Origin of the sequence: Variovorax sp. KK3 (assembly GCF_001984055.1) — a bacterium.
In the GTDB taxonomy this organism is placed as follows: domain Bacteria; phylum Pseudomonadota; class Gammaproteobacteria; order Burkholderiales; family Burkholderiaceae_C; genus Variovorax.
This window is the reverse complement of record NZ_LYVO01000026.1, coordinates 17,269-40,702: the sequence shown is the minus strand read 5'-3', so window position 1 is coordinate 40,702 and position 23,434 is coordinate 17,269. Positions and strand designations below refer to the sequence as shown.

Annotated in this window: 22 protein-coding genes; 7 read left to right on the top strand and 15 right to left on the bottom strand. The window is 63.8% G+C overall.

Annotation, left to right across the window (positions count from 1 at the left end; all coding sequences use genetic code 11):
- Positions 1-48 precede the first annotated feature (48 nt).
- Both B0W80_RS14670 and B0W80_RS14665 read left to right on the top strand, forming a co-directional pair.
- On the top strand, positions 49-1,542 hold the full coding sequence (locus B0W80_RS14670) for a lipopolysaccharide biosynthesis protein (RefSeq protein ID WP_179106925.1): 1,494 nt from the start codon (positions 49-51) through the stop codon (positions 1,540-1,542).
- Positions 1,539-2,357 (top strand): methyltransferase domain-containing protein, encoded by an 819-nt coding sequence (locus B0W80_RS14665; protein WP_083745405.1) that lies wholly within the window; start codon positions 1,539-1,541, stop codon positions 2,355-2,357. The genes B0W80_RS14670 and B0W80_RS14665 overlap by 4 nt, the downstream gene beginning before the upstream one ends.
- Before the next feature lie 55 nt (positions 2,358-2,412).
- On the opposite strand, the gene B0W80_RS14660 is transcribed toward B0W80_RS14665, so the two are convergent.
- Positions 2,413-3,426: a glycosyltransferase family 2 protein gene (locus B0W80_RS14660; RefSeq protein WP_083745404.1), complete on the bottom strand. Its 1,014-nt coding sequence runs from the start codon at positions 3,424-3,426 to the stop codon at positions 2,413-2,415.
- A gap of 140 nt (positions 3,427-3,566) precedes the next feature.
- Between B0W80_RS14660 and B0W80_RS14655 the strand changes: the two genes are divergently transcribed.
- Positions 3,567-4,562 carry a glycosyltransferase gene (locus B0W80_RS14655; RefSeq protein ID WP_076999890.1) on the top strand — a complete coding sequence of 332 codons (996 nt, stop codon included), beginning with the start codon at positions 3,567-3,569 and terminating at the stop codon, positions 4,560-4,562.
- A gap of 15 nt (positions 4,563-4,577) precedes the next feature.
- Here B0W80_RS14655 and B0W80_RS14650 read toward each other — a convergent pair whose 3' ends face one another.
- The 7 genes from B0W80_RS14650 to B0W80_RS14620 all read right to left on the bottom strand — a co-directional run bounded on the left by B0W80_RS14650 (position 4,578) and on the right by B0W80_RS14620 (position 13,458).
- The gene (locus B0W80_RS14650; protein WP_076999889.1) at positions 4,578-5,873 is read right to left on the bottom strand and encodes an ATP-grasp domain-containing protein; all 1,296 of its coding nucleotides are present in this window, start codon (positions 5,871-5,873) and stop codon (positions 4,578-4,580) included.
- 107 nt (positions 5,874-5,980) lie between these two features.
- Complete coding sequence (locus B0W80_RS14645; protein WP_076999888.1) at positions 5,981-10,165, bottom strand: PilC/PilY family type IV pilus protein; 4,185 nt, start codon at positions 10,163-10,165, stop codon at positions 5,981-5,983.
- A 15-nt stretch (positions 10,166-10,180) separates the two neighbouring features.
- Complete coding sequence (locus tag B0W80_RS14640; RefSeq protein ID WP_076999887.1) at positions 10,181-10,801, bottom strand: hypothetical protein; 621 nt, start codon at positions 10,799-10,801, stop codon at positions 10,181-10,183.
- Positions 10,798-12,000, bottom strand: coding sequence for a PilW family protein (locus tag B0W80_RS14635; protein WP_179106923.1), 1,203 nt, complete (start codon positions 11,998-12,000; stop codon positions 10,798-10,800). Before B0W80_RS14635 ends, B0W80_RS14640 begins: the two co-directional genes overlap by 4 nt.
- Positions 11,997-12,401, bottom strand: a complete 405-nt coding sequence (gene pilV, locus B0W80_RS14630; RefSeq protein ID WP_076999885.1) for a type IV pilus modification protein PilV — start codon at positions 12,399-12,401, stop codon at positions 11,997-11,999. The genes B0W80_RS14635 and pilV overlap by 4 nt, the downstream gene beginning before the upstream one ends.
- Before the next feature lie 2 nt (positions 12,402-12,403).
- A complete protein-coding gene (locus tag B0W80_RS14625; RefSeq protein ID WP_256856580.1) occupies positions 12,404-13,045 on the bottom strand; it encodes a Tfp pilus assembly protein FimT/FimU in 642 nt (213 codons plus the stop codon).
- A complete protein-coding gene (locus tag B0W80_RS14620) occupies positions 13,000-13,458 on the bottom strand; it encodes a type IV pilin protein (protein WP_076999883.1) in 459 nt (152 codons plus the stop codon). Before B0W80_RS14620 ends, B0W80_RS14625 begins: the two co-directional genes overlap by 46 nt.
- Positions 13,459-13,607: 149 nt before the next feature.
- Here B0W80_RS14620 and B0W80_RS14615 point away from each other — a divergent pair, with 149 nt between their 5' ends.
- Positions 13,608-15,290 carry a Wzy polymerase domain-containing protein gene (locus B0W80_RS14615; protein ID WP_076999882.1) on the top strand — a complete coding sequence of 561 codons (1,683 nt, stop codon included), beginning with the start codon at positions 13,608-13,610 and terminating at the stop codon, positions 15,288-15,290.
- A gap of 31 nt (positions 15,291-15,321) precedes the next feature.
- On the opposite strand, the gene moaC is transcribed toward B0W80_RS14615, so the two are convergent.
- Positions 15,322-15,825 (bottom strand): cyclic pyranopterin monophosphate synthase MoaC, encoded by a 504-nt coding sequence (gene moaC, locus B0W80_RS14610; protein ID WP_179106922.1) that lies wholly within the window; start codon positions 15,823-15,825, stop codon positions 15,322-15,324.
- A gap of 56 nt (positions 15,826-15,881) precedes the next feature.
- Here moaC and B0W80_RS14605 point away from each other — a divergent pair, with 56 nt between their 5' ends.
- A complete protein-coding gene (locus B0W80_RS14605; RefSeq protein ID WP_076999881.1) occupies positions 15,882-17,441 on the top strand; it encodes a M48 family metalloprotease in 1,560 nt (519 codons plus the stop codon).
- 9 nt (positions 17,442-17,450) lie between these two features.
- Here B0W80_RS14605 and B0W80_RS14600 read toward each other — a convergent pair whose 3' ends face one another.
- From B0W80_RS14600 to B0W80_RS14590, 3 genes are read right to left on the bottom strand one after another with little or no spacing between them, the layout of a single operon-like run.
- Positions 17,451-17,807 carry a phage holin family protein gene (locus tag B0W80_RS14600; RefSeq protein ID WP_076999880.1) on the bottom strand — a complete coding sequence of 119 codons (357 nt, stop codon included), beginning with the start codon at positions 17,805-17,807 and terminating at the stop codon, positions 17,451-17,453.
- Between the two features lie 23 nt (positions 17,808-17,830).
- A complete protein-coding gene (locus B0W80_RS14595) occupies positions 17,831-18,295 on the bottom strand; it encodes a hypothetical protein (RefSeq protein ID WP_076999879.1) in 465 nt (154 codons plus the stop codon).
- Positions 18,296-18,343: 48 nt separating this feature from the next.
- Positions 18,344-19,081, bottom strand: coding sequence for a TerC family protein (locus tag B0W80_RS14590; protein ID WP_076999878.1), 738 nt, complete (start codon positions 19,079-19,081; stop codon positions 18,344-18,346).
- 418 nt (positions 19,082-19,499) lie between these two features.
- Here B0W80_RS14590 and B0W80_RS14585 point away from each other — a divergent pair, with 418 nt between their 5' ends.
- Together B0W80_RS14585 and B0W80_RS14580 are read left to right on the top strand one after the other, a co-directional pair.
- Positions 19,500-19,964 (top strand): DUF3717 domain-containing protein, encoded by a 465-nt coding sequence (locus B0W80_RS14585; protein ID WP_076999877.1) that lies wholly within the window; start codon positions 19,500-19,502, stop codon positions 19,962-19,964.
- A 13-nt stretch (positions 19,965-19,977) separates the two neighbouring features.
- Entirely contained in the window at positions 19,978-20,286 is a 309-nt protein-coding gene (locus tag B0W80_RS14580; RefSeq protein WP_076999876.1) for a putative signal transducing protein, read from the top strand.
- Positions 20,287-20,331: 45 nt separating this feature from the next.
- On the opposite strand, the gene B0W80_RS14575 is transcribed toward B0W80_RS14580, so the two are convergent.
- From B0W80_RS14575 to B0W80_RS14565, 3 genes are read right to left on the bottom strand one after another with little or no spacing between them, the layout of a single operon-like run.
- Positions 20,332-20,892: a YaeQ family protein gene (locus B0W80_RS14575; RefSeq protein ID WP_076999875.1), complete on the bottom strand. Its 561-nt coding sequence runs from the start codon at positions 20,890-20,892 to the stop codon at positions 20,332-20,334.
- A gap of 49 nt (positions 20,893-20,941) precedes the next feature.
- Entirely contained in the window at positions 20,942-22,330 is a 1,389-nt protein-coding gene (purB, locus tag B0W80_RS14570) for an adenylosuccinate lyase (protein ID WP_076999874.1), read from the bottom strand.
- Positions 22,331-22,367: 37 nt separating this feature from the next.
- Complete coding sequence (locus B0W80_RS14565; RefSeq protein WP_076999873.1) at positions 22,368-23,426, bottom strand: M48 family metallopeptidase; 1,059 nt, start codon at positions 23,424-23,426, stop codon at positions 22,368-22,370.
- Positions 23,427-23,434: the final 8 nt, after the last annotated feature.

The window sequence follows — 23,434 nt, the reverse complement described above, 5'->3', positions numbered from 1 at the left end:
GATGGAAAGCCCACGGCGTCCATTGATGAGGCGTTCTGCCGGATGTGGATGAGCGCTTCAAGGGACAAGTATCTGGCCTACGGATCGCAGCTCTATGCCGCGGGCCTGCTGGTGATACTGCTGCCCAGCTATCTCGCGCAGTTGGGCTCAGAGCAGTTCGCATTGATGATGATGTTCTTCGTCGCGCAAGGCTGGATTCAGATCGCGGACTTCGGCTTCCCGCTCGCGTTGTCGCGCGAAATCGCAATCGCCCGCCGCGAGCATCGGTCCAACGAAATCGGCGCGCTGTTGAACGCTATGCAGCGCCCCATGTTGCTGGGCATGTTGATGGTCGGGTTGGCCATGCTCGTGATCTGCATCTGGATTGCAGGTCAGCGGACGGAGGGGCTCGCTGTCGATGGAAGCGCTATCGGTCTCGCTGTGCTCGCAGCCGTTCTGGCACTGACTCTTCGATGGGCAAGCGAGCTCTATCGGGCGGCGCTGGCTGGCGCGGAACAGTTCCTTGCACTGGCCGCGGTCAACTCGTGTGGTGTGACTGCACGCCTGGCTGCCGCGCTTGTCGTCCTCGGATATGTGGGCGGTGGCATTTCAACGTGGCTTTTTTGTCAAGTCCTCGTATCACTGACGGAGATACTGTCGCTTGCATTTCTATGTCGCCGGGGCCTGAGCTTCAGTTTGGGCAACAGGCCGAAGAAGTCGGTCGATGTGCTGCTGAGACTGTGGCCCATGGCAGCGCAGATTGCCGCTGCGTCAGCAATTTGGATCTCGATTACGCAGTTGGACAAGCTGATCCTTTCACAACTGCTCCCGTTGCGTGACTACGGAGCAGTCGCGATCGCTGCAACGATCCCGGCGGGCTTGTTGGCACTGGCACTTCCGTTGCTCCAAGTCTCGTATCCCGCGCTGATCAGGCTCCACCGTTCCAGTTCGCGGTGTGAGCAGACGCGACTCTATTTGGCGACGACCGAGATCACGTGTTGTCTCCTGCTTCCAACCGCCGCGCTGTGCATCGCCTTCCCCGCAGATCTGTTGCAGGTTTGGTTTGCCCATGCGCTTGATCATGCGGGCATCGAGGCAGTTCCTCTGGTTCCGCTATACGCCTTGGGCGCCTCGTTCTTGGCCCTTTCGTCGATGCCCTACGGACTGCTCAACGCAGCCGGTGAACTTCGCGCTCACATCCTCGGCTCGCTGTCGCTTGCGGTTTGCATGGCCGCATGCCTGACCATGGGTTCGCTCAATCTTGGGGCAGTGGGTGCGATCACCTTATGGTGCGGTAGTGCCTCCTTGTTCTTCCTCGTCTGGCCGCAGGTCGTCCACCGCAAGCATCTCGAAGGAGGACCGCTGCCTTGGATTCGAAGCATTGCCCGCTTCGCCGTTCCACTGGGGTTGATGGCCTGGGTCCTGAAGTCCGTGTTTTCGGACGCCACATCATCGCTGCATTTTCGACTTGCCGAGCTTGCTGCGATTTGGGCCCTGCTGCAAGGAATTGCTGGCTGTGTGCTCGCGTCGCGCTATCTCCGGCGGTGGCGAATCTCGAGTTGACCATTCAATTCAGCGTGAACTCCAAACTTACTGAACTGACAGTCAGGCTTTGGCGCGTGCCGTTCCTCGCCTTAAATCTCCTGCCGATCCCTCCAAGGAAGTATTGCTGTATCTGCGAGCGGGGCGTGTTGCGTTTCGTGCCCTATCGCGGCGGAAGCATGTTCTTGCCGCCACTTTCGCGTGCCCTGGGCGTCGTCGGCAGCGATGTCGATCATTTCGAGTGCCCACATTGCGGCGCCAGCGATCGGGACCGCCATTTGGTTCTGTACATGAATGCGGCGGGGATCACGCCACGCATCGCTGGTTCAAGAATCCTTCATTTCGCGCCCGAGAAGCACATTTCAACGCTGATCGCAGCACAGAAACCATCGCACTACGTGCAGGCCGACAAGTTTCCAGTCCGAGCCGGTGTGGTCGAACTCGATATCACCGGGATTGCCGCGGCCGACCGAAGTTTTGACATCGTGATCGCCAACCATGTGCTTGAACACGTCGATGATGTTTTATCGGCATTGAAGGAGATCACGCGGGTGCTCTCGCATGAGGGGTTCGCGATTTTGCAGACGCCTTTCGCGTCGTCGCTCGCTCGGACGTTTGAAGACTCGGGTATTGAAGGCGCATTCGCGAGGCTGCATGCGTATGGTCAGGAAGACCATGTACGGCTGTTTGGCCGAGACATCGCCGCCATATTCACGTCGCAAGGCCTCGACGATTGCATCAGCACGCATCAGGCGCTTCTTCCGGAAATCGATCCGAAGCGGTACGGCGTCAATCCGGCCGAACCGTTCATGATTTTTCAGAAGAGCGCCGAATAAGTGGTGTGGCGCAGCTGCCGCTCCGTCTTGACGGATGACGGGCATGACGCGCCTGTCACGAGTTCATTTTTGCCGAATCAAAAGGTACGTCCCGGCGAACTACCATTTCAAAAAGTACCAGCAATCTGAACAATAACTCGTCTTTCAAGAACTGCCTTCTGCGCGTTATGGAAAAAATGACCCGAATGGCGTCGCGTACTCCGCGAATACTCATGTATTCTAGCGACTTTCGTTGCGAGGGCGTGATGTCGCCTCCAAAGTCGGATGCGAATTCGCGTATGTGGATTTGCATGATCGCCAACCAGCTCTGACGCTTAATGGCCTGCATTATCCTCACGTATCTGCCTCCGCCCGATGACATGCCCAATGCATTTTGGCGGTGCTGCCGATATTGAATCCGAGGTTGCGGATCGTACAGAACTTCGCCGAATGCTGAGACGATCAAATAACACCACCAATCATGGTATCTGATCATCTCCGGGCGCGCGGTTCGCAAGATAAGCGATACCGCTGCGCGATTGAGAGCGATGGTGCAACCCGTCGCTATGTTTTCTACCAAAGCATTGTCGAAAGTCGGTTGACGGGGCCACGGCGGGGAGCGGCCAAAAGGCTTGAGATATTCTGTAACCAACGTGAGTGCAGAGCAATAGAGCGTTGGCGTGGGTCCTTTTTCATCAATGCGAAGGCGGCTTGTTTCTATTTTCTCAGGCATCCATATGTCGTCTTGGTCAGAAAAAAGAATGATCGTGGAACTCGGCGGGATTTTTGTTAAGAGATGCATAAAGCTCGCCGCAAATCCCAGATTATCTCCTTGAATTAATTGAATTCTTGCGTCGCAAAATTTCCGAATTTCGGAAATAGTTCCATCAGTGGAGCCATCATCTCTTATGATCAATGATCCATCGGCAGGAAGCTGCTGGAGAATGGATTGAATTTGCTCAACGACGTACCGCTCGCCGTTGAACGTCGACATTAATACGGCAACTGTCATGGTCTGTAAAGTGCAATCTTCATTGTCGAACGGAGTTTCGGGGCTTCGCGCCATCGTTCCAAACACCTTGTCCTGCAATCGCGTGGGCTCGCCGACGGACCCCGCTGTAGAGGCGCAAGCGTAAGCGATTGCTCGGGCTTCGTGACGTCGGCGGCAAACTCGCTACATCGATGCGGGCCCCCTCCGCAAGCGGATGGGCGGGACGCTAGGATTGCCACATGAAAAGTGCAGATGTCGATGCCCAAAGCAATGCGCACAGGTCGTGCATTTCCGTCTGCATCGTCACCTTCAACCAAGCGCAATTCATTGAGCAGTGCGTCGACAGCGTCTACGCGCAACGCGGCGTCGGCGACTATGTCCTGCAAGTCATCGTCGGAGACGACTGCTCTACCGACGAAACGCCGGAAAGGCTGGCTGCCTTGAAGTCTCGTCACCCTGATCTGGAAGTGCTCAGGCATAAAACGAACATCGGCGGCGCCAGAAACCATCTTTCGGTGATCGAAATGGCCCGCGGCGAGTTCGTGGCGCATCTTGATGGGGACGATTTCTGGCTTCCCGGCAAGCTGGCGGCACAGATGGGCTTCTTGCAGGAGAACCGGTCTTGCATCGCCGTCTGTACGAACGCCATTGTGGTCAACGCCGTGGGACGCGAGGTCGGCGTGTTCACCAACGCCGAAGTCTCCCGATTCGGAATCGACTATCTGGTCGAGGGAGGAAACTTCATCAATCACAGCTCGTTGCTCTACAGGGCGAGCGTCGCACATGCTGTGCTCAGTACGCCAACGCCTTACATCGACTTCACCCTCCTACTCAGCCTATGCAAGGAAGGAGACATCGGCTTCATCGACCAGCCGCTGGCCGGTTATCGTGCGAACCTTCAACAGTCCGTGCAAAAGACCGATGGCGAGAGCGTGCGAACGCTTTATCGCGAGGCGCTGTTCGCGGCTATTCCTCTCGCATCGCCGCGATCGCAGCGGCGAGCTGCCGCGAACTACGTAGCGTATCGATTGCTTTTCGGCTTACAAGGGAAGGCGCCGCACCTTGAATTCGAGCAGTTCATGCGCTGTTGCCGTGCTGCCAATGTTCGACCGATCCTACTCGGCGTGTTGACGGCGATGAGAGTCGCCGGGCTGGCCTGGGCAGTCTCGGTCAACGCGATTCGTCGACGTTTCATTCCCCAGCGGGTCCCGGTCGTGTATCACGCGCGCTACTGATCGGCATCGCAGCTGTCACCCAAATATCTCGATCGCTTCCGACAAATCGAAGACGGGAACCCGGCATCGTATCGCGACGTCTCTCCGCTCTCGGAAAGAGTCGTCGATGAAAATCGCCCGCCGGGTTGCGATCTTGGCCGACTTCGATTCGTCCTCCGCAACGTCGATGATCCGGTCGAAAAGCGCAGGATGGACGGCTGCACCATCCAACGAGTCCGATGGTGCGCGGCCATGACGCGCACGATGACGCGTCAGGAGCACGAGTTCCTTGCCTTGATCTTTGAGCGCATACAGCGAGGCAAGCAGACGAAAGTTGGGGCGTCCGCTCAACAGCACCGTGTCATCAAGGTCGACATACACGATGTCGTATTCGAACTCCAAGCGAAATCGATTCTGGAGGCAACGGTCCATTTGCACGGGAGCAGCGTTCTCCAAGAGATCCACATGCATCCCTAGTCTGTCGAACAAAGAGAGCAGTGCCAGGTTCACGCCACGTATGCGTTGGAAGCACGACGCGCCAGCAATCCTGGCGGCGATCTCCATCAGAACAAGCGTGCCGTCTCGGCGCTCCTTGACTTGGAAGAACCACCCCCCCCGAAAGCCGACTTCTGCGTGAATGCGGCGTGCCAACTCCGAAAAGCGAGGGTCGCCGTTAGCCTTGGTCGCAGCGCTGATACCGTTCAGGATGCGCGCTCGTTCTCGCCCATTTGCAAACAGCAACGCTCCTTGTGAATCGCTGAAGCAATCGACGGTGAACTCTCGACCCGGCAAATGCTCGAGGATGAGCAAGCTGGGGTCCAGGCCTCGATAGAACATCACAGCTTCTCTCGTGTAAGCCGTGAACGTGCCCTTCGCACCTTGTCCTATGTCTGGCTTCAGGAATACCGGATAGTGATCGATCTCGTCGACCGATTCGTACACCCGGGGTGTCTCGATCACTCCATGCAGGCGCGTGTATGTGGCGGCCTTCGAGCGCGCCAAAGTGCTCGCTGCTGCAGAAGAGCCCACGACCTGCGTCGCTCCCAGCAGACCGCTTTCTTGCCATCGTGCGAATTCCTCGACGACGGTATCGTGCGCGGGGAAGATGAAGTCGATCTTCCACGCCTCGATCACGGACTGCAGTGCCGGCAGCAAACCGTCGCTGCCGGCAAAAGGCAGATTCCCGACAAAGCGCTCGAATATCAGTTCACCGCAATCCGTGGCACTGCTGCCCCCGAAGAGCACAACGTGCTTGGATTGAGAAAGCGCCCGATGAATCTCCAATCCAACCTCGGAGCCGCAAGGGAAGACGAAGACATTGACAGGTTGCATCCGGGACATCGAAGGAACGCTGTGGAAACAAAGAACTGCCCCCGCATCGAGGCAAATATCAGCCTCGCGCGATTATGGCTGCCAGCCGAATGCGCGGGCCCCTCAGCTCAATCCACCGTCGGGACTTCCCGCCAGTTCAACAGCCTCACCGTCGTCCCGCCGCCCGTCTGAACGCCGATGTTCCTGAGCGCGCCTTGAACGTCACCTGCAACCAGACGGACCCGGCCATCGACGCTAAGGAACTTCAGATCGGTGATCGCAGCCGAGTTGGAGACGTAGCTAACGGTCCCGATGGGCGTCAGCACCGACTTGCCGGTCCCGAAGTTCACCGCATAGATCCGGCTCTGCCCTGATGGACTGCAGGCGTTGCCCGTGGTCAGCAGCGAAGCGAACGACACGATCCCGTTGAACGAGGTCGCATTGGCCACCGAGCGCCAGGCGATGCTCGATGTGGTGCCGAGGTCCAGATACCAGCCGACCTTGTTGGTGAAGTCGTTCGCCGTGCCGCTGATGAGGGTCGTGTCGCTCAACGCCGTCATGTTGCCGCGAACCACGGGGTAGGAAACGCCCGCCGGCAGGCCTGTCGACGTACCGAACGCCGTCGCGGTGCCGTCGATGATGGCGTAGAAGGACTGGCCCGCGGACGAACTGATGTCGACCGTGTCGAGCAGCTTGCCGGTGCCGAACATCACATAGCGCTTGCGGCTGACCGGATCGATCTCGACCAGCGGTTGCTGCGTGATGGGCTGGGCGTTGCCGCTTCCGTCCGCCACGGTGGCCAGGCGCAGCGGCACCGGATAGGAGCCACTGCTGCCGCGCGCCGCCGTCACGTCGAAGCGCCAGAGTTGCCCGTTCAGGTCGCCGGCGTAGACCGCGTCTGCTGTGCCGTCGGTGAAGTCGCGGATGTAGGCCGTTGCCTGGGCCAGACCGTCCGAAGCGACCCCGGTCCGCACCTTCTCGAGCAACTGGCCGTTGCGCGGGTTGACGAAGTACACGTAGCCGTACCCATCGCTGTTGTTGTACCCCGACGTGAAGACGACGACCCAACCGTACTTCGCGGTTTTCACGACGAGCGGCGCGCCGAAGCTGAAGCCCATCGTGTTGTCCGTGAACTCCCACAGCACCTTGGTCTTGACGATCGCCTCGGTGGTCATGCCGGCCGGGTTCGTCACGTCGATGGCGTAGAAGCTTTTGCCGCCCTTGCCCAGGCCGCCGATCACCACCGTGCGCCAGTCGGAGGTGGCCGCGCTGGTGCTGGTGAAGGTGCCGCCGGCATTGTTGAAGTCGATGTCGAAGGCGAGCGGCGTCGCGTCGACGTAGTAGCGGTGCTCGTAGTTGGGGTTGCCGAGCTGCGCCAAGCCATTCAGCGCGGGCGTTGCGGGAGAACTGGGACCGGAGATCACAGCGCTGGGCACGTAAGCAAACTGCTCGGTACCGGCCGTCGTCCCAGTCAGCGCGCCGTTGAAGGCGTGCATCATCCCGTCGTTCGCGCCGACGTAAACCATGGTCGGCCGGTTGGTCCAGGTCGTCTTGAAGCTCGCGTAGCCGGGATTGATCGCTTCCGAGAAACGCATCGACGGGGCAGCGACCGGGGTCACCTTGGAATTCACGATGTCACCCAGCAGCGCCAGGCGCTGGCGATAGGGGCGAGTGCTGTTGGTCGAGCTCTTCTCGTTGCTCCGGTCGCCACGCAGGTAGTTGACGAAGGCCTCGGCGTCCGAGGACGTGTCCCATGGCGTGTTCAACGGGCCTGCAGGATTTCGCATCGGAGCGGGCAAATCAGCGGCGCGGAAGGGCACAGCTGCGCTCCCGGTCCAGGTCACGACGCGCCGGTTGGTATCCCAACCGGTGCCGGCCAGTTGCGTTTCCAGGGTCGTGGCCGTGCTCCACACCTGCGTCGACGTCGGCGTGCCATCGGTGGCGAAGCTGATCCGGTTGCCCGTAAGCACACCGGTCCAACCATTGGAGTCGTATTGCGAGGCATAGGAGGCCGAACCCGTAGACGCCACCTGAGCGGTCGACACAGAGAACGACGTCGTGAAGGCCTTGATCGCGTTGGCGATGCTCGCGAAGGCGCGCGTCAGGCCATCCACCATCGTGTCGGGCCGGCCGGCGGTGAAGTAGTTGTCGGGCCGATCCTGCACGACGTTCGGGCTCGGCCGCGTGTCCGTCAGCGTCTCGCCGTTGGTGGACCACCAGGTCATCGGAATGGTGCCCGAGAAGGTGTAGGGATCGAAATCGCTGGGGACCTTCATGCCGCCGAACTTGGCGGCCAGGTAGAACTGGTTGTTGGACTGGAAGTCTTGCTCCAGCACGTCGACCCAGTAGGTCTGCACGGTCTGCTTGCCGATGGTGTTGGCCTGCGCGGCCACGTCGGGGCGGATGTCCTTGGTATTGGCGTCGTAGGCCAGGCCCGCCATGCGTGCGGAGTTGTCGCTGCAGCAGTTGCTCGAGACGTTGGTCCGCGTTCCCAGGTCGTTGCCCATGCCCTGCAACTGCCCGACCTTGTTGGTGGCGGTGACGGCATTGACCGTGGTGTCGTTGGCCACCGCCGACGGCAACGTGGGCTCGTTGGCCGTGTTGGTGTTGCCCGGCACGTTCTTGTCGGCGTGGGTGTAGATGTCGCCGATGCCGAGGACGAAGTTGCGCTGGCACGAATACTGAATCGGGTCGTCCCAGTTAGTGATGACCGGGAAGCCGTCGAGTTGCTTTGCGCGCGTTGCGGTGGTGTTGCTCAGGGAACTCCACTCCGGCACGTTGCCGAGGTTGCGGTAATAGCGCAGCGCCGCATAGTAGAGCTCGCCGACCGGGTCGTTGTCCTTGTAGTTGCCGGGAAGCAACTGGCCGAATTTGTTCAGGTAGTTGATCACGCCGCTGTCGCTGATCGTGACGCCGCTGCCCGATGTCGCCGTGGCATCGGTGGCATTCGGGTTGCGCACGTAGACGCCGGTGGTCGAGCTCCATTCGCCTTCGGTGTTCGTGATATCCGGAAGGCCGGGCACCGGCTGCGTCGGGCCGACGAACTTCTGGCGCGCGCGCATGACGCCGCCGTCCCGGCCGTTGCCGGACTCGTTCAGGTAGCCGAAGGCGCTGAAGCGCATGCGGCTCGCGTACTGCTGCATCAGGCCTTCGGGCTTCCAGTTCGAGCCGTACTGCTTGCAGTTGCTCTCCACGCCGCCGGGCGCGCTGGGATCGCACACCTTGTTGCGCATGGTGTAGGTGTTGGTCGGGCTGCCGACGCTGTCGGTGAAGACCTCGTACAGGCCCAGCGGTTTGGCCCAGGACAACTGGAGAACGGCGCCGCCGCTGTTTTCGTAGTACTCGACCAGGAGGTCGAAGGACTGGTTCGCCGTCAGGTAGACGGTCGCCGTGTAGTCCGTCGGCGACTGGTCGCGAAACTGATTGATCAAGAGAGTGCCGTTGACCGACAGGCGAACGCCATCGTCCGCCCTCACCTTGAAGGTGTACAGGCCCGTGGTGGGCGCCACGAAGGTGCCAGAGTAGCGCGCCGAGAAGCGGTCGGCGTTGACGCCCGTGCCCGGGCTGCCGGTGCCCCAGTCGTTGAATGCGGAGTCGCTCGGGATCGTCAACACGGGCGAGCCCGACAGGGTCATGTTGTTGAAGTACTCGCCCTTGAGCCCGCTGCCCGTCGTGGTCGTCTGCATCGCGAAGCCGCGGCCGTTGATCGAGACCGTCAAGCCGGTGGCATTGAGGAAGGGCGTGGCACCCGCGATCTCGCTGGCGGGAACGGTGCGATCGGGAAACAGGCCCTGGCCGGAATGCCATCCTTTTTCGAGCACGGTGTCCGTCGCCGTGTCGATGACGCGGCGACCGCCGGTCATGGCCCAACGGAACGGGTCGATCGTCGCGGTGGCTGCCCAGTTGAGGAAGTTGCCGCTCCACATTCCGTTCAGCGTGGTGCCGGTGCATCGACGACTGACGGCCACCCCCGTCGGATTGAACTGGCCCAGATCACCTTTGCCCGTTGTCAATGGAAGGGTCACGGGCACCGCCGGATTCACGCCGGTGTTCGCGACATAGGTGTAGCACTTGTTGGGATCGAAGTACCCGAGGTACGTGCTGGCGCTGCTGTACGTCGCGGTATGCGCCGTTCTCGACGCAGTCGGCCATTCCACCGACAGCGCCAGTGCCAGGTTGCCTGGCACGTTCGAGGTCGCGAAGACCGGTTGGTCGGCCAGATTGGTCAAGGCTTCGGCTTCGCCCTGCAGGCCGAGCCCCATTCCGAGCAACGCGGCGACGATACCGAAGCGCAGCAGTGTTGGCGTTTTCATGAGGCGCTCGCTGTGTCAGAGGTCGGGTTTGGTGAACGAGGACTGCAGGAAGACCTGCGTGTCGCGGGGGCCATCGACGCGGATGGTGAGGCGGTAGATGAGGGTGGAGGGCGGAGGGAGGTCGTCTTTCGCGCGCTGGCTGCTGCCGCCGGTCACCTGCGTCGTCAGCGGGGCGTAGACGCAGCCCTTGGGGCCCAGCGTCGAGGGCGCTCCGACCGCGTTGCACATCCGGTCGATGATGTATCGCACCGTGACTTTGTCGGTGGTGTTCTCGATCTTCTTGTCTGCGATGGCCTCGTAGGCCGTGGTGGTCAGCAGCGCGACCGGAATGCCACGGTCGTTGGTGTCGAGGCGCGTCGCGCTGTAGTTCTCCGCCTTCACGTTGTTGATGTCCGCCGAGGCGCCGGCCAGCGTGCCGGTCTTGAACAGGGTCATCACATCGGCCGCCGCGAGCTCTCCGCGGTTGACTAGGTCGCGCTTGAATGCCAGGTTGCCGGCGCTGACCAGCGATGCGTTCATCGATCGCATGACGGCAACGCCGCCAGCAAGAAGCACGACGAGGATGATCAGGCACAGCAGAAGGACGACACCTTGCTGGCCCTGCCGGACAGATGGGGGACGGTGAGGCTTGCTCATGTCGTAGGCAGCAGAAGGATGTTGCGCAGGGGCACGGTGAACTCGACCACGCGGTGGCGGTAGTTCTGCTGGTCCGCGCTCAGGTTGTAGTCGGTGCTCAAAGAGACGCCGGCCTTTGTCGTCACGCCACTGAAAAGTGTGAAGGCAGCAGGGGCGACCTTTTTCAAGTTCTCGTCGGGCTTCTCTGCAAGATTGGTGCGAAGCACGAGCGCGACGCGAACGGCCGCGATGCTGCGAGCCGTCAACGGGGTCGTCATGACGGTGTTAATGGCGTAGCTGCCGCTTGGCTTGACCCAACTGTCAAACGCGCCCGTGCTGGTGTTCACGACACCATAGAGCGCTTTCATGAAGACGACGCCTTCCACCATGGCCTGCGCCGCGTCGGTTCCGTTGCCGCGCAACAGGTCGAAGCTGAACAGTGTCTGGTTGGCACCCACGCCGTAGAGCTGGAACAGCACGTCGTTGGTCGTCGCATTGCCGAGTGGCGTGAGGTAGGACGTGCCCCCGGCCGCCATAGTCTGCAGGGCGCCGCTGGCCGCGTTGTAGTACGTGCTTCCCAGGGGCAGGGTTTCGTTGTTGGCGCTGTCCGAGAAACCGGTGTTGACCTGCTCGAAAAGGCAATCCGTCGTACCGACCTGGCTGACGAGCGCGAGGTCGTTCGCGGCGAGGGAAATGGTGTTGTCCAGACGCAAAATGTTGGCGGTGGCGCCGCTGGAACGGATGGCCCGCGGCACTGCACCTGCGGCACCATTGCCGCCCATCACCGCGATCACGTCGGACAACCCGTCCAGCCCCTGTGCTTCACCGATCAGGATCGGCGAAATGCGCAAATCCGCGGCGCCGGTCGCGCCGCCGAGGAAGCTGGCGAACGGTGCAGGAAAAGCGGTGGTGCGCGGGAGAATCGCAGCGCCGCCGCGTGCCACGCTGAGTTTGCATCCGAAGATGCCCAAGTCCCACGATTGCGTGAACCCGGAGCCTGCGCTGCGAACCGCGCGGTCCATCACATAAGCCGCATAGGCGCCCGACTGCCCCATGTCGTTGACCGACGTGGTGGTGCGCTTTTGCGATTCGCTGAAGATCACCGCGCTGGTGACGGCCAACGTGACCAGCAGGCCGATGGTGATGGCCACCATCAACTCGATGAGCGTCATGCCACGCTGATGCAGGCGGCGAAGAGACAGACGACGCGGAAAGTTCATGGCAGCACCATCCGTGTGACGAAGCGGCTGTCGCCCGACTCGCGCGAAGGCGGGCGCCATGTGATGAGGATCTCGGCGACGCCGGCCGTGACCGTGACGGTGCCGGAGCCGTTGGGCAGGCCGCCCGCGGATGGGCTGTTGACGCGCGTCTGCCAGTTCGTGAGCGTCGTCGCATCGACGTTGACCGAGTTGCCCAGCCACATGGAGGTGGAAAGCTCGTTGGCGAGCATGGCGGCCCGATTGCGGTCTTCCGCGTCGGAGGAGAACGACACGGCGCGTGCCTGCAGGCCGATCAGCCCCAGCAGGCCCAGCGAGAAAATGAGGATCGACACGAGCACCTCGATGAGGGCGATCCCGCGCGCGCTGCGTGCCTTCGGATGTGGTTTGCGTAGGCGTGGCATGGTCAAGGGCAGCCGTCTGGCGCAGAGGAACTCAAGGTCTTGGCGGGGTCGCACAGCCGGACTTGTCCGCCGAGGGCCAAGGTCACGCGCAGCGGGCGGTCGATACCGGCGGAGGGCGTCGCGTAGCTGATGTTGAACGGCCGGACCGGGGGCGTGGTAGTGGGCAATTCGCACTCTCCGAAGTTCGTGCCTGGGTCTGAATTCGCGACCATGCGCCCGATCGAGCTGAAGCACACGTTCGCGGGCCCGGCGATTTGAATGTCTGAGCTCAGCTCGGCGATCACGCCGACTTCGATCAGCGTGGCAGTCTCGCCCGAACCGGTCAGCGGGATGGTCTTGATCACCCAGTTCTTGCCGTTGTTCTTGGCCGTGTAGGTGGCCGTGGTCGGCTTGTCGTCCGTCAGCGAGAAAACGACTTGGCGGCTTCGGCGGAGCGCCTCCGCCTGCGCAGTGCGAAGCCCGTCCTGCAGCGAATCGCTCGCTGCCCGGAGCCGGCTGTTGCGCACCCACCCGGACATCGACGGCATCGCCAGCGTCAACAGAATGGCCATGATGACGATGGTGACCAGCAGTTCGACCAGGGTGAAGCCTCGCGCCCTCATGAGCATGTCTGGCCCTTCTTCATGATCCAGGTCGAGGCGCACGTAACCCAACCCGAATTGGTGGGCACACCGGTGGTGGCGCGTACGTTGGTGTTGTTGACGGTGTAGACCAGGCCGGTCAGGGGCGCACTGCCCGTTGCGAGCAAGGTGTATTCGGTGGCAGTCGGGTTCGGATTGCAGCTGAGCACGAACTTGCCGACCGTACGGTTCGCGAGCGACGCAGTGCAGGGCGTCGCGTTCACGTAAGTCCGGTTGTCCTGATAGAACCGCTCCATCTCCGTGCGCATGGCTGCGAGCGCATTCGTGCCTTCCACGACCTGCCCGCGGCGCACGTAGTCCGAATAGGCAGGAATCCCCACCGCCGCCAGGATGCCGATGATCGCGACCACGATCATCACTTCGATGAGTGTGAAGCCGGCCGCGCGCCGCAGATGTGATCGGTAGAGGCTAGTCACGTGAGCGACCCTTCGAGTCAAGAATGGAACGTGACAAATTGTCAGCGGCGATTGAGATTTAGATTCAACCGTTTGTCTGCATCCATGTTCCTTCTGTCGACTTGCGTTAGACCTTTCGTGTACTTTTTCTCAGTTGCACAATGCTATCGATGACGACCGCTGCGGTTTGCGCCCGCACGAGTGCGCAGCAAGCCGTCCGGTTGCCGATGTGCGCAGCCCTCGTCGCGCTGCCCTTCCTGTTTCCCATGGCCGCTGGTCCCTCGGCCAACGCCTGGCAGCAGCTGGCCACGTGGATCTGCATGGCGTTCCTGCTTCTGGCGCTGGGTGTATCTGCGGCCCGGCCCTCGCCCCCGCTCGCGGGCTGGTTGGCGTTGACGGGCAGCTTGGTGTTGATTCGTTGCGTGCCCAACCTGTCGCTCGCAGCGGTCGTTGCGACGACGATGGCCGCAGTGATGGCGATGGCGTGTATCGGGGCGGGCGGCACGCAGCCAAACCAACCACTGCCGGCGGTCGTTGCCTGGGGTTTGCTGGCCGCCGGGCTGCTCAGCGCGTTGCTGGGGCTGCTTCAGTACTTCGGCCTGGCGGAGACCTTGTTGCCTTGGATGAATGCCCCCGAGCCTGGTCAGGCGTACGGAAGCCTTCGACAGCGCAACCAACTGGCCACCTTGCTCAGCATGGCGCTGGTCGCGGCGCTTTGGCTTCAGCCGGATTGGACCTTGGGCTGGCGTCGTGTCGCATGGACGATCGCGGTTTGCCTGCTGCTGTTCGGTCTCGCTGCGTCGACCTCCAGAACGGGATTGCTGCAACTGCTGTCGATCGCCGGCGTGTCGTCCTGGCTCGCATGGCGCGAACGGCGCGGGCCGGGGCGCTTCCGGCTTCCTCCTCCGTTGCTGTTGCTGGCCTCGATTCCCGTCTACTTCTTCGCCACGTGGCTCTTGCCGCTGCTCGCGGGCGGCGGCGTCGAAACCATGGGCCAGCGCCTTCGCGAAGGCGCCCCGCTCGCGCACAGTCGAATGATCCTTTGGCACAACGTGCTCGATCTGATCGCGCTGCGTCCCTGGACGGGTTGGGGCTGGGGTGAACTCGCCTTCGCCCACTACAGCACGCTGTACGAAGGCATTCGCTTCACCGAACTGCTCGACAACGCCCACAACCTGCCGTTGCATTTGAGCGTGGAGCTGGGCGTGCCCGCAGCCCTCTTGATCTGCAGCGGGTTCGGATGGCTGGCGATCGCGGCGCGTCCGTGGCGCGAAGCCGATCCGGCACGGCTCATGGTCTGGGGGCTGCTGACGATGATCTTGATCCACAGCCTGCTCGAATATCCGCTGTGGTACGGGCCGTTCCAGCTGGTGTTCGGGCTTTGCATCGGCTTCCTGTGGCCTGCTGCGGCGTCTGTCGCACCGCCACGCCTTCCGTCGAAAGCAGCACCGGTGCTGGGTGCGGCAGTGCTGCTCATCGGCTCCGTTTACGCCGCCTGGGACTACGCCCGCATCAGCCAGATCTATCTTCCCCGCGACGAGCGCCTGCCGGCATTGCAGGACGACACGCTGAACAAGGTCGCGGGCTCATGGCTGTTCGCGAACCAGGTGCGCTTTGCCGAACTGGCGCTCTCGCCGGTGGATGAGGGTCATGCAACGCAGGTTCACGCGCTGGCCGTGCAGTTGCTCCATTTCTCCCCCGAAGCGCGCGTCGTCGCCAAGCTCATTGACAGCGCGATCCTGCTGGGCCTGCGCGACGAGGCCTCGGCCCACATCCAGCGCTTCAGCATCGCCTATCCGCGCGAATACGAGCGCTGGCGCAATGACCTGCCGATCGACGATCCGTCCGAATGAATCGGTGGACGAGAAGATGAATGAACGAGGCTCAGCCCGCGGACTGGGGCTGCCCGGCGATATAGCTCCCCGACTTCCCGCCGTGCTTCTCGACCACATGCACACCCGTGATCGTCATCCCGCGGTCCACTGCCTTGCACATGTCGTAGATGGTCAGCAGTGCCACCTGCACGGCGGTGAGGGCTTCCATCTCCACGCCGGTCGGCCCGACCGTCTCGACGGTGGCTGTGCAGGCCACCTGCGGTGTGCCGCCTTCGGCCATCGCGAAGTCCACTGCCACGCGCGTCAGGGCCAGCGGATGACACAGGGGGATCAGGTCGCTGGTCTTCTTGGCGGCCTGAATGCCCGCGATGCGCGCCACGCCCAGCACATCGCCCTTTTTCGCGCCGCCCGATTCGATGATCGCCAGCGTCGCGGCTTGCATCTCGATACACCCGGTGGCCACCGCGACGCGCCGCGTCGCCGGTTTGCCGGCCACGTCGACCATGTGAGCCTGGCCCTGGGCATCGAAATGGGTAAGTGAAGAAGAACTCATGCTTGAACGTTCCGCAGACTGACGCATCATACGAGGCCCCTTTGCCGCCATCCGTCATGCCGCGCCGGACCACTTCCCCTGACACGACCCGCCGAAGCAGGCCGCTGCTGCGCACGCTCTGTGCGTGCCTGCTGATCGCCTGCCAGCTGGCCATGCCACCACTCGCGCAGGCCCAGCTTCTGCCGGGCATGGGCGATGGCGGCGAGATGACTGCCAGCGCCGAGCGCCGCCTCGGCGATCAGATCGCGCGGGAACTCTATCGCGACCCCGACTACATCGATGACCCGGTGCTCGGCGAGTACGTGCAGGACATCTGGCAGCGCCTGATGGCCGCGGCGCGACTGCGTGGGGACCTGACGCCCGAACTGGACGAGCGCTTCGCCTGGGTCGTCATGCTGGGGCGTGACCGCAGCATCAATGCCTTCGCGCTGCCGGGCGGCTACCTGGGCCTGCACCTCGGCTTGATCGCAGTCACCGGCAGCCGCGACGAACTCGCCACGGTGCTCGGGCACGAGCTCTCGCACGTCACGCAGCGGCACATCTCTCGCATCATGGCCAAGCAGAGCCGGCAGATGCCGCTGCTGCTGGCCGGCATGATCCTGGGCATGATCGCCGCCGGCAAGAGCCGCAGTGGAGACGCCGGACAAGCGGTGCTGATGGGCAGCCAGGCCGCGTTCATGCAGAGCCAGCTCGGGTTCTCGCGGGACATGGAGCGCGAAGCCGATCGCGTCGGTTTCGGCGTGATGACGCAGGCGGGATTTGCGCCGCAGGGTGCGGCGGCGATGTTCGAGAAGCTGCAGTACGCCGCGCGCCTCAACGACAACGGCTCCTATCCCTACCTACGCAGCCATCCGCTCAACAGCGAGCGCATTTCCGACATGCAGGGCCGCTTTCAGTTCCGGCCTGGCAGCAGCGCCGCCATGCCCCTGGCCATGGACCATGCCCAGATCGCGGCGCGGGCCCGGGTGCTGGTACGCCCCGGCGTGGACGTGCTGCGGCAGTACGTCGACGCGGCGGGCAGCGGCGAATTCGCGCGCAGCACGCCGGCCCAGCAGGCCGGCACCCTCTATGCGGCCGCATTGGCGGCCAACGAATTGCGCGACTACAAGTCGGCCCGGGCGCTCGCACAGCGGCTGGGCACACGCGTCGCAGAAGATCCGTCGGGCGCGCGCCTGGCACGCCTGCTGTCGGCCGAGATCGAACTCGTGGCCGGCGACGCGCCCAAGGCCCTGGCCTTGCTCGACCCCAAGGCCAAGCACCGGGACGAGATGATGCTGGCGGCCCAGGCGGCCGCTGCCGCCCGTCAGCCGGGCCCCATGGTGCCGCCGCTGCGCGACTGGGTGGCGACGCATCCGCGCGACGCCGGCGCCTGGCGCGCGCTGAGCAACCTGTACAACGCACAGAACGACACCTTGCGTGCCATCCGCGCCGATGCCGAAGCCAACGTGGCGGTGCTGGACTATCCGGGCGCGCGCGACCGCTTCAAGGCGGCGCAGGAGTTCATGCGAAAGGGAGAGGGGCCCATCGACCACTACGAGGCCTCGATCATCGACACGCGGGCGCGTGCCATCGAGGTGCTGGTCAAGGAGCAGGCGGCGGAGCCGCCGCTCAAATGAAAAAGCGCCTCAGCGGCGCTTGGAGAAGAGGCCGCCCAGTGCCGCCTCGATGACGAGCCCGAGCAGAGAATAGATCAGCGAGCCGATCAGCGCCGCGACGAAGCCGTTCACGTGAAAGCCCGAGAGCAGCCCCGAGGCGGCCCAGAACAGCAGGGCGTTGATGATGAACAGGAAGAGGCCCAGCGTGACGATGGTGACCGGCAAGGTGAGGATCACCAGCACCGGACGCACCACCATGTTGAGCAGGCCGATCACGGCAGCGGCGATCAGGGCCGAGGTGAAGTTCGGAACCTGAACGCCGCTGTAGATGTAGGTGACTGCGAGCAGCGCGAGCGCGCTGAGCAGCCACTTGATGAGCAGACGCATGCGTCGGGAGGCGGCAGGGTGCCTTATTCCGACAGCTCGTTCGCCAGCACGAGCAAGGCGCCCATGCCCAGCATCGCGCCAGGCAGCGCCCAGCCGGCCTGGGCCGGCGGCTGCACGTCCGGCGCCACCGGTTCGAGTTCGACGCCGATCTTGGGCCGGCGCGCATCGATCACGCGACCCGACCCGTGCTCCATCTTCAGCCGCTGGGTCAGCTCGGTGAGCGGACCCTTGGCCAGCACGGGTGTGACCCGGCTTTCCTCGAGTTCCAGCAGCGGCATCAGCATGTCTTGCGTCTTGGCGAACCACTTGTTGCGCCAGTTCTCGCGCGCACTGTGGCTGACCCACTTGCTGATGCGATGCGTCATGCGCGGGGCGCACGCCACCAGCACCCAGTGGCGGGCACCGACGCCGACCGCTTCGGGCGTGAGCCGCGACAGCAGCTCGCGCGCATAGGTCGCATCGTCGACATAGAGAATGATCTTTTCCATGGGCGCTCCTTCTTGCGTCGTTGGAGTGTCAGAGGCTACGTGTCGAGATCAGGCCGCGGCGGTGTCTTGCGGCTTCGGCCGGCGCATCAGCACCCACTTGCCGATCGCGAACACCAGCAGCGCGCCGCCGATGCCGGCAATGTAACGCACGGTGTCGGTCTGCGGCAGCTTCGGCACCCAGGTCCAGGCGGCGGTGTTGGCGATGGCGGGGTCGGTCACAGCCATCGTGCCGGCGATCCAGCCCAGCAGCATGCCGCCCAGCGTGATGATGATCGGGAAGCGGTCCATGAGCTTGATGACCAGCTGGCTGCCCCAGACGATGATCGGAATGCTCACCAGCAGGCCGAACACGACCAGCGGCATCTGGTGGCCTTCGCCGGCGCCTTGAGCGGCACCCGCGATGGCGATGACGTTGTCCACGCTCATCACGAGGTCGGCAATGATCACGGTCTTGACGGCGGCCCACAGCTTGTCGCTGGCGGCGATGTTGCCGTGCGCGTCGTCATGCTCGGGCGCCAGCAGCTTCACGCCGATCCACACCAGCAGCAGGGCGCCGGCGAGTTTCAGGAAGGGGATGGCAAGCAGGGTGAGCGCGAAGAAGATGAGGATCACGCGCAGCAGGATGGCGCCGGCGGTGCCCCACAGGATGCCTTTGGTGCGCTGCGCGGGGGGCAGCTTGCGGCAGGCCAAGGCGATGACGACGGCGTTGTCGCCACCGAGAAGGATGTCGATCATGATGATCTGACCGACGGCAACCCAGAATTCTGGGGTCATGAACTGTTCCATAGCGTCCTCTGTTCGTAGTGCTTCATCCCCGACGACTCGGGCCAAGCGGCTGAATGAGGACCCACGGGGGCCCCGAGACACGCAAACGCTTCGACCGAACCCGAGCGGGTTCCAGACGAAGGTCTTGCTCGGCAGCGTGAGCTGCCCGACAGGCCGGAGGTGTTGTGTCTCGTATTGACGACCTGTCGAAGTTCCGTCCTCGTGGAGGGCGGGTGGGAGCTACTCCCCTTCGAAGGCCGGATTAAAGCATCGAGGACGCATGGATGGCAATTGGATTTTTCAAGGGCTTCAAGAAAAAACGTTCCGCAAGCCGCGCCAGGCGGTTTCGACGCGCTATTGATTTAAGAGCGACGCTTGGCCTTCGCCTGCCGTCGGACTTTGCCGGTCTATGATGCCCGTCCGAATTTTGCCGACCCCCATGGCCGCCATCCACATCACCGACATCGAGGCCGCCATCAATTACTGGCGCGAGCGGAAGCCCTCGCCCGACGGCATCACGCTGGCGCCCGAACTGCGCGCCCTGGCCGAGGTCTATGCGCTCATGGTCTTCCATCACGAGGACGAGGCCTCCGAGGTGGGCTTCCCTGCCAAGGCCTGGGATGCGTGGCTGGCCTGGTACCAGACCACGCCCGACACGCCCTGCATCGCCATTTGCTCCACGAGCCAGGGCGACGACGAGTGCAAGGGCTGCGGCCGCAGCTTCGACGAAGTCCAGCACTGGCCGTCGATGACGCCCGGCCAGAAGCGCGCCACCTGGCGCCGCATCACCATGCTCGACAAGGCCTGGCGCTTCAACCGCTACGCCGAGCGCGCCCGCGAGACCGAGCCGGTCTGGCCAGACGATGTGCCGGCCGCGGACGCATCGGCCGACCTGCCCGCCTGAGGCCGCCGACACCATGCGCCGCCTCGCGCAAGCGCCCAACCTGGCGATCGCCACGCTGTGGGCCGACGCATTGCGCGAGGAAGGTGTGGCCGCATCGGTGCAGCGCGAGTTCCTGGGCGGCGCGGTCGGCCAACTGCCGCCCGATCAGTGCCTGCCCGAGATCTGGGTCGAGGACGAGGCCCAGTTCGAGCGGGCCGAAGCGCTGCTGCACGCGTTGCAGCACCGCCCTCAGCGGCGCTGGCAATGCGCTTGCGGCGAACTGGTGGAGGGTGGCTTCGAGCAATGTTGGCGCTGCGGCGCGATGATGCAGAACGGCGCCTGAACGGGCAGGGCGCCCTGCCTACTGCCTAGCTACCTGGCAACCTCGCTACTTCCAACGCAGCGGCTCGATGTCCACGCTGTGCGTGCCGTCGCCCAGCATCAGCGCGCCCTCTTGGATCGTCGCCTGCAACTGCATCGAGCGCTGCGCGAGGGCTGCGAGGGCCTGCGAGGCCTCGGTGGGCACGCGGTACACGGCCAGGTTCTGCGGCCGCGTCAGCTTGTTCTCGATGCCGCGCCACCAGACTTCCGCCGCATGGTGAAAGGCGTAGACGATCGTTTCGTCGGCCTTGCCGCAGGCTTTGATGATGGGCTTGTCCTCGGGCTGGCCCACCTCGATCCACAGGCGCACGGCACCCGTGAAGTCGCGCAGCCAGACGTCGGGCTCGTCGGGGTTCGACAGGCCCGCGCCGAAGGCCAGCGTGCCGTCGCCCTGGCAGACGTCTTGCAGCTTGTGTGCGTTCAGGGCCAGCGCCACCAGGCGGATCATCATCCGCTCGTCTGTTTCGCTCGGATGGCGCGCCAGCGTCAGCGCGTGGTCGGCGTAGTAGCCGTGGTCGATGTCGGCAACCTGGAGGTTGGCCTTGAAGATGGTGGATTTGAGCGCCATGGGGTGGCGAGTGTAGGCGCCTCCCCGTCCGCTCTTCGCGGGCCGAAGGCTAGGACGCCTGCGCCCGCCGTGCCAGCTCCGCGGCCTTGCCGGTGTAGCTGCCCGGCGTCATGGCCAGCAGGCGCTCTTTCTCGGCCTCGGGAATCTCGAGCGAGCGGATCAGCTGGTGCAAGGCCTCGGCCGTCACCGTCTTGCCGCGCGTGACCTCCTTGAGCTGCTCGTAGGCGCCCTGCACGCCGAAGCGGCGCATCACGGTCTGGATCGGCTCGGCCAGCACTTCCCACGAAGCGTCGAGGTCGTCTGCCAGCGCTTCCTGGTTCAGCTCGAGCTTGCCCAGACCGGTGGCCAGGCTGGCATATGCGAGCACCGCGTAGCCGAAGGCCACGCCGATGTTGCGCAGCACCGTGCTGTCGGTCAGGTCACGCTGCCAGCGGCTGATCGGCAGCTTTTCGCTCAGGTGGCGCAGCAGCGCGTTCGCCAGGCCCAGGTTGCCCTCGGCGTTCTCGAAGTCGATCGGGTTGACCTTGTGCGGCATCGTCGATGAGCCGATCTCGCCCTTCTTGAGCCGCTGCTTGAAGTAGCCCAGGCTGACGTAGCCCCAGATGTCGCGCGCGAAGTCGACCAGGATCGTGTTGGTCCGTGCCACGGCATCGAAGAGCTCGGCCATGTAGTCGTGAGGCTCGATCTGGATGCTGTAGGGCTGGAACACCAGGCCCAGGCCCAGCGGCGCGGGCGTTTCCACCACCTTGCGGCTGAAGGCCTCCCAGTCGAACTCGGGCCAGGCCGCCATGTGGGCGTTGTAGTTGCCCACCGCGCCGTTCATCTTGCCCAGCAGCTGCACGTTGGCGATGTGCTCGCGCGCCTTCGCCAGGCGCACCGCCACGTTCGCGATCTCCTTGCCCACCGTGCTCGGGCTGGCGGTCTGGCCGTGTGTGCGCGACAGCATCGGCACTTCGGCGAACTTGCCGGCCATGTCGCGCAGCGTGGCGATCAGCCCGTCGATGGCGGGCAGCATCACCTTGTCGCGCGCGGCCTGGATCTGCAATGCATGGCTGGTGTTGTTGATGTCCTCGCTCGTGCAGGCGAAGTGCACGAACTCGGAAGCCGCCAGCAACTCGGGCCGCGCTTCGAACTTGGATTTGACCCAGTACTCCACCGCCTTCACGTCGTGGTTGGTGGTCTTCTCGATCTGCTTGATCGCGGTGGCGTCGGCTTCGGAGAAGTTGTTGACGAGGCCCAGCAAGTACTTGCGCGCGCCGCCGGTGAGCGGCTTGAACTCCGCGAAGCCGCAGTCCGACAGCGCGATGAACCACGCAACTTCGACCTGTACCCGCCTGTGCATGTAGCCCTGTTCACTCATCAGTGGCCGCAGGGCCGAAAGCTTGGCCGCGTAGCGACCGTCGAGGGGGGAAAGGGCGGAGACAGTGGAGAAACTCATGCCCGAATTTTAGGCGCCGCCGCACGTCCTTCAATTTTCAGTTGTCGGGCGCTTCGCGAAAGAAGGCGATGCGCTCTGCCGTGGCGGGGTGGGACGAGAAAGCCAGGCCGATGGCGTCGTCGTCCGCGCCCGCGCGCTTCTGCTCGGTGCGCCAGCGTTCGATGGCCTCGAAGAAGCCGACCATCACGCGCGGATGGATGCCTGCGGCGCGCATCAGCCGCACCGATTCGACATCGGCCTCACGCTCCGCATCCCGCGAATAGCCCAGCGTGGCCAGCAGCACCGGCGCGCTGCCGATCAGCGTGCCGTAGTCGCCGAAAGCGATCGACACCGCGAAACCCACCGCGGAGGCCTGCACCAGCTGGCGCATCGCATGGCGCAGCCGCACGTGGCCGAACTCGTGGCCCAGCACGCCGAGAACCGCGTCGTCGTCGCCCGGCATGAGCTGCACCAGCTCGTCGGTGAGGATGATCGTGCCGCCCGGCAGCGCCAGCGCGTTCGGTCCGAGCCGACGGTCGCGGCCGCGCCGGAACTCCAGCTTCCACGCCGGCGCATCGTCCGGATGGGCGGCCTTCACCATGCGGGCGAAGCCGGCGCGAAGCCGCTCCTGATGCTCGCGCGGCAGGGCGCTGGGCAGCAGCATCGACTGGTCGATGGATTCGAGCACCTCGGCGCCGATCAGCGCATCGACGCGCACCGGCACCGCAGCCGTCACGCCGCGTGCGGCCCACGGCAAGCCCCATTGGTACAGCACGGCAATCGCGCCAATCAACAGCAGCACGGCCAGGCCGACGCCGCGCCAGTTCTGCTGGGCCCGCACCACCCAGCTTTCGCTGCGGCCGAGTTGGGCCACCCAGGCGTCCCATGCCACCACGTCGAGCGCCTGCACGCTCGCGCCATCCGGCAACTGCAGCAGGCGGCCGCCGTGCCGCGTGCGCTCGGGCCAGCGCAGGTGGGCGAGCGGCAGGCGCAGTGCTTCGAAGTCTTCGCCGGCGGCCGGCGCGAGCAGCAGCTGGTCGCCCTGGACATGCAGCCGCGCCGCATGCGGGCGGGTGCTGCGGCCGTCGAAGAAGCGGACCTCCATGGCGGAATTCATCGAAGCGC

Coding starts and splice junctions, on each gene's coding strand:
- B0W80_RS14640 (WP_076999887.1), bottom strand. CDS start 10,801: ATGAGCAAGCCTCACCGTCCCCCATCTGTCCGGCAGGGCCAGCAAGGT.
- B0W80_RS14580 (WP_076999876.1), top strand. CDS start 19,978: ATGCGCCGCCTCGCGCAAGCGCCCAACCTGGCGATCGCCACGCTGTGG.
- B0W80_RS14585 (WP_076999877.1), top strand. CDS start 19,500: ATGGCCGCCATCCACATCACCGACATCGAGGCCGCCATCAATTACTGG.
- moaC (WP_179106922.1), bottom strand. CDS start 15,825: ATGAGTTCTTCTTCACTTACCCATTTCGATGCCCAGGGCCAGGCTCAC.
- B0W80_RS14655 (WP_076999890.1), top strand. CDS start 3,567: ATGAAAAGTGCAGATGTCGATGCCCAAAGCAATGCGCACAGGTCGTGC.
- B0W80_RS14670 (WP_179106925.1), top strand. CDS start 49: ATGAGCGCTTCAAGGGACAAGTATCTGGCCTACGGATCGCAGCTCTAT.
- B0W80_RS14565 (WP_076999873.1), bottom strand. CDS start 23,426: ATGAATTCCGCCATGGAGGTCCGCTTCTTCGACGGCCGCAGCACCCGC.
- B0W80_RS14605 (WP_076999881.1), top strand. CDS start 15,882: ATGCCGCGCCGGACCACTTCCCCTGACACGACCCGCCGAAGCAGGCCG.
- B0W80_RS14645 (WP_076999888.1), bottom strand. CDS start 10,165: ATGAAAACGCCAACACTGCTGCGCTTCGGTATCGTCGCCGCGTTGCTC.
- B0W80_RS14615 (WP_076999882.1), top strand. CDS start 13,608: ATGACGACCGCTGCGGTTTGCGCCCGCACGAGTGCGCAGCAAGCCGTC.
- B0W80_RS14635 (WP_179106923.1), bottom strand. CDS start 12,000: ATGAACTTTCCGCGTCGTCTGTCTCTTCGCCGCCTGCATCAGCGTGGC.
- pilV (WP_076999885.1), bottom strand. CDS start 12,401: ATGCCACGCCTACGCAAACCACATCCGAAGGCACGCAGCGCGCGCGGG.
- B0W80_RS14575 (WP_076999875.1), bottom strand. CDS start 20,892: ATGGCGCTCAAATCCACCATCTTCAAGGCCAACCTCCAGGTTGCCGAC.
- B0W80_RS14590 (WP_076999878.1), bottom strand. CDS start 19,081: ATGGAACAGTTCATGACCCCAGAATTCTGGGTTGCCGTCGGTCAGATC.
- B0W80_RS14600 (WP_076999880.1), bottom strand. CDS start 17,807: ATGCGTCTGCTCATCAAGTGGCTGCTCAGCGCGCTCGCGCTGCTCGCA.
- B0W80_RS14650 (WP_076999889.1), bottom strand. CDS start 5,873: ATGCAACCTGTCAATGTCTTCGTCTTCCCTTGCGGCTCCGAGGTTGGA.
- purB (WP_076999874.1), bottom strand. CDS start 22,330: ATGAGTTTCTCCACTGTCTCCGCCCTTTCCCCCCTCGACGGTCGCTAC.
- B0W80_RS14595 (WP_076999879.1), bottom strand. CDS start 18,295: ATGGAAAAGATCATTCTCTATGTCGACGATGCGACCTATGCGCGCGAG.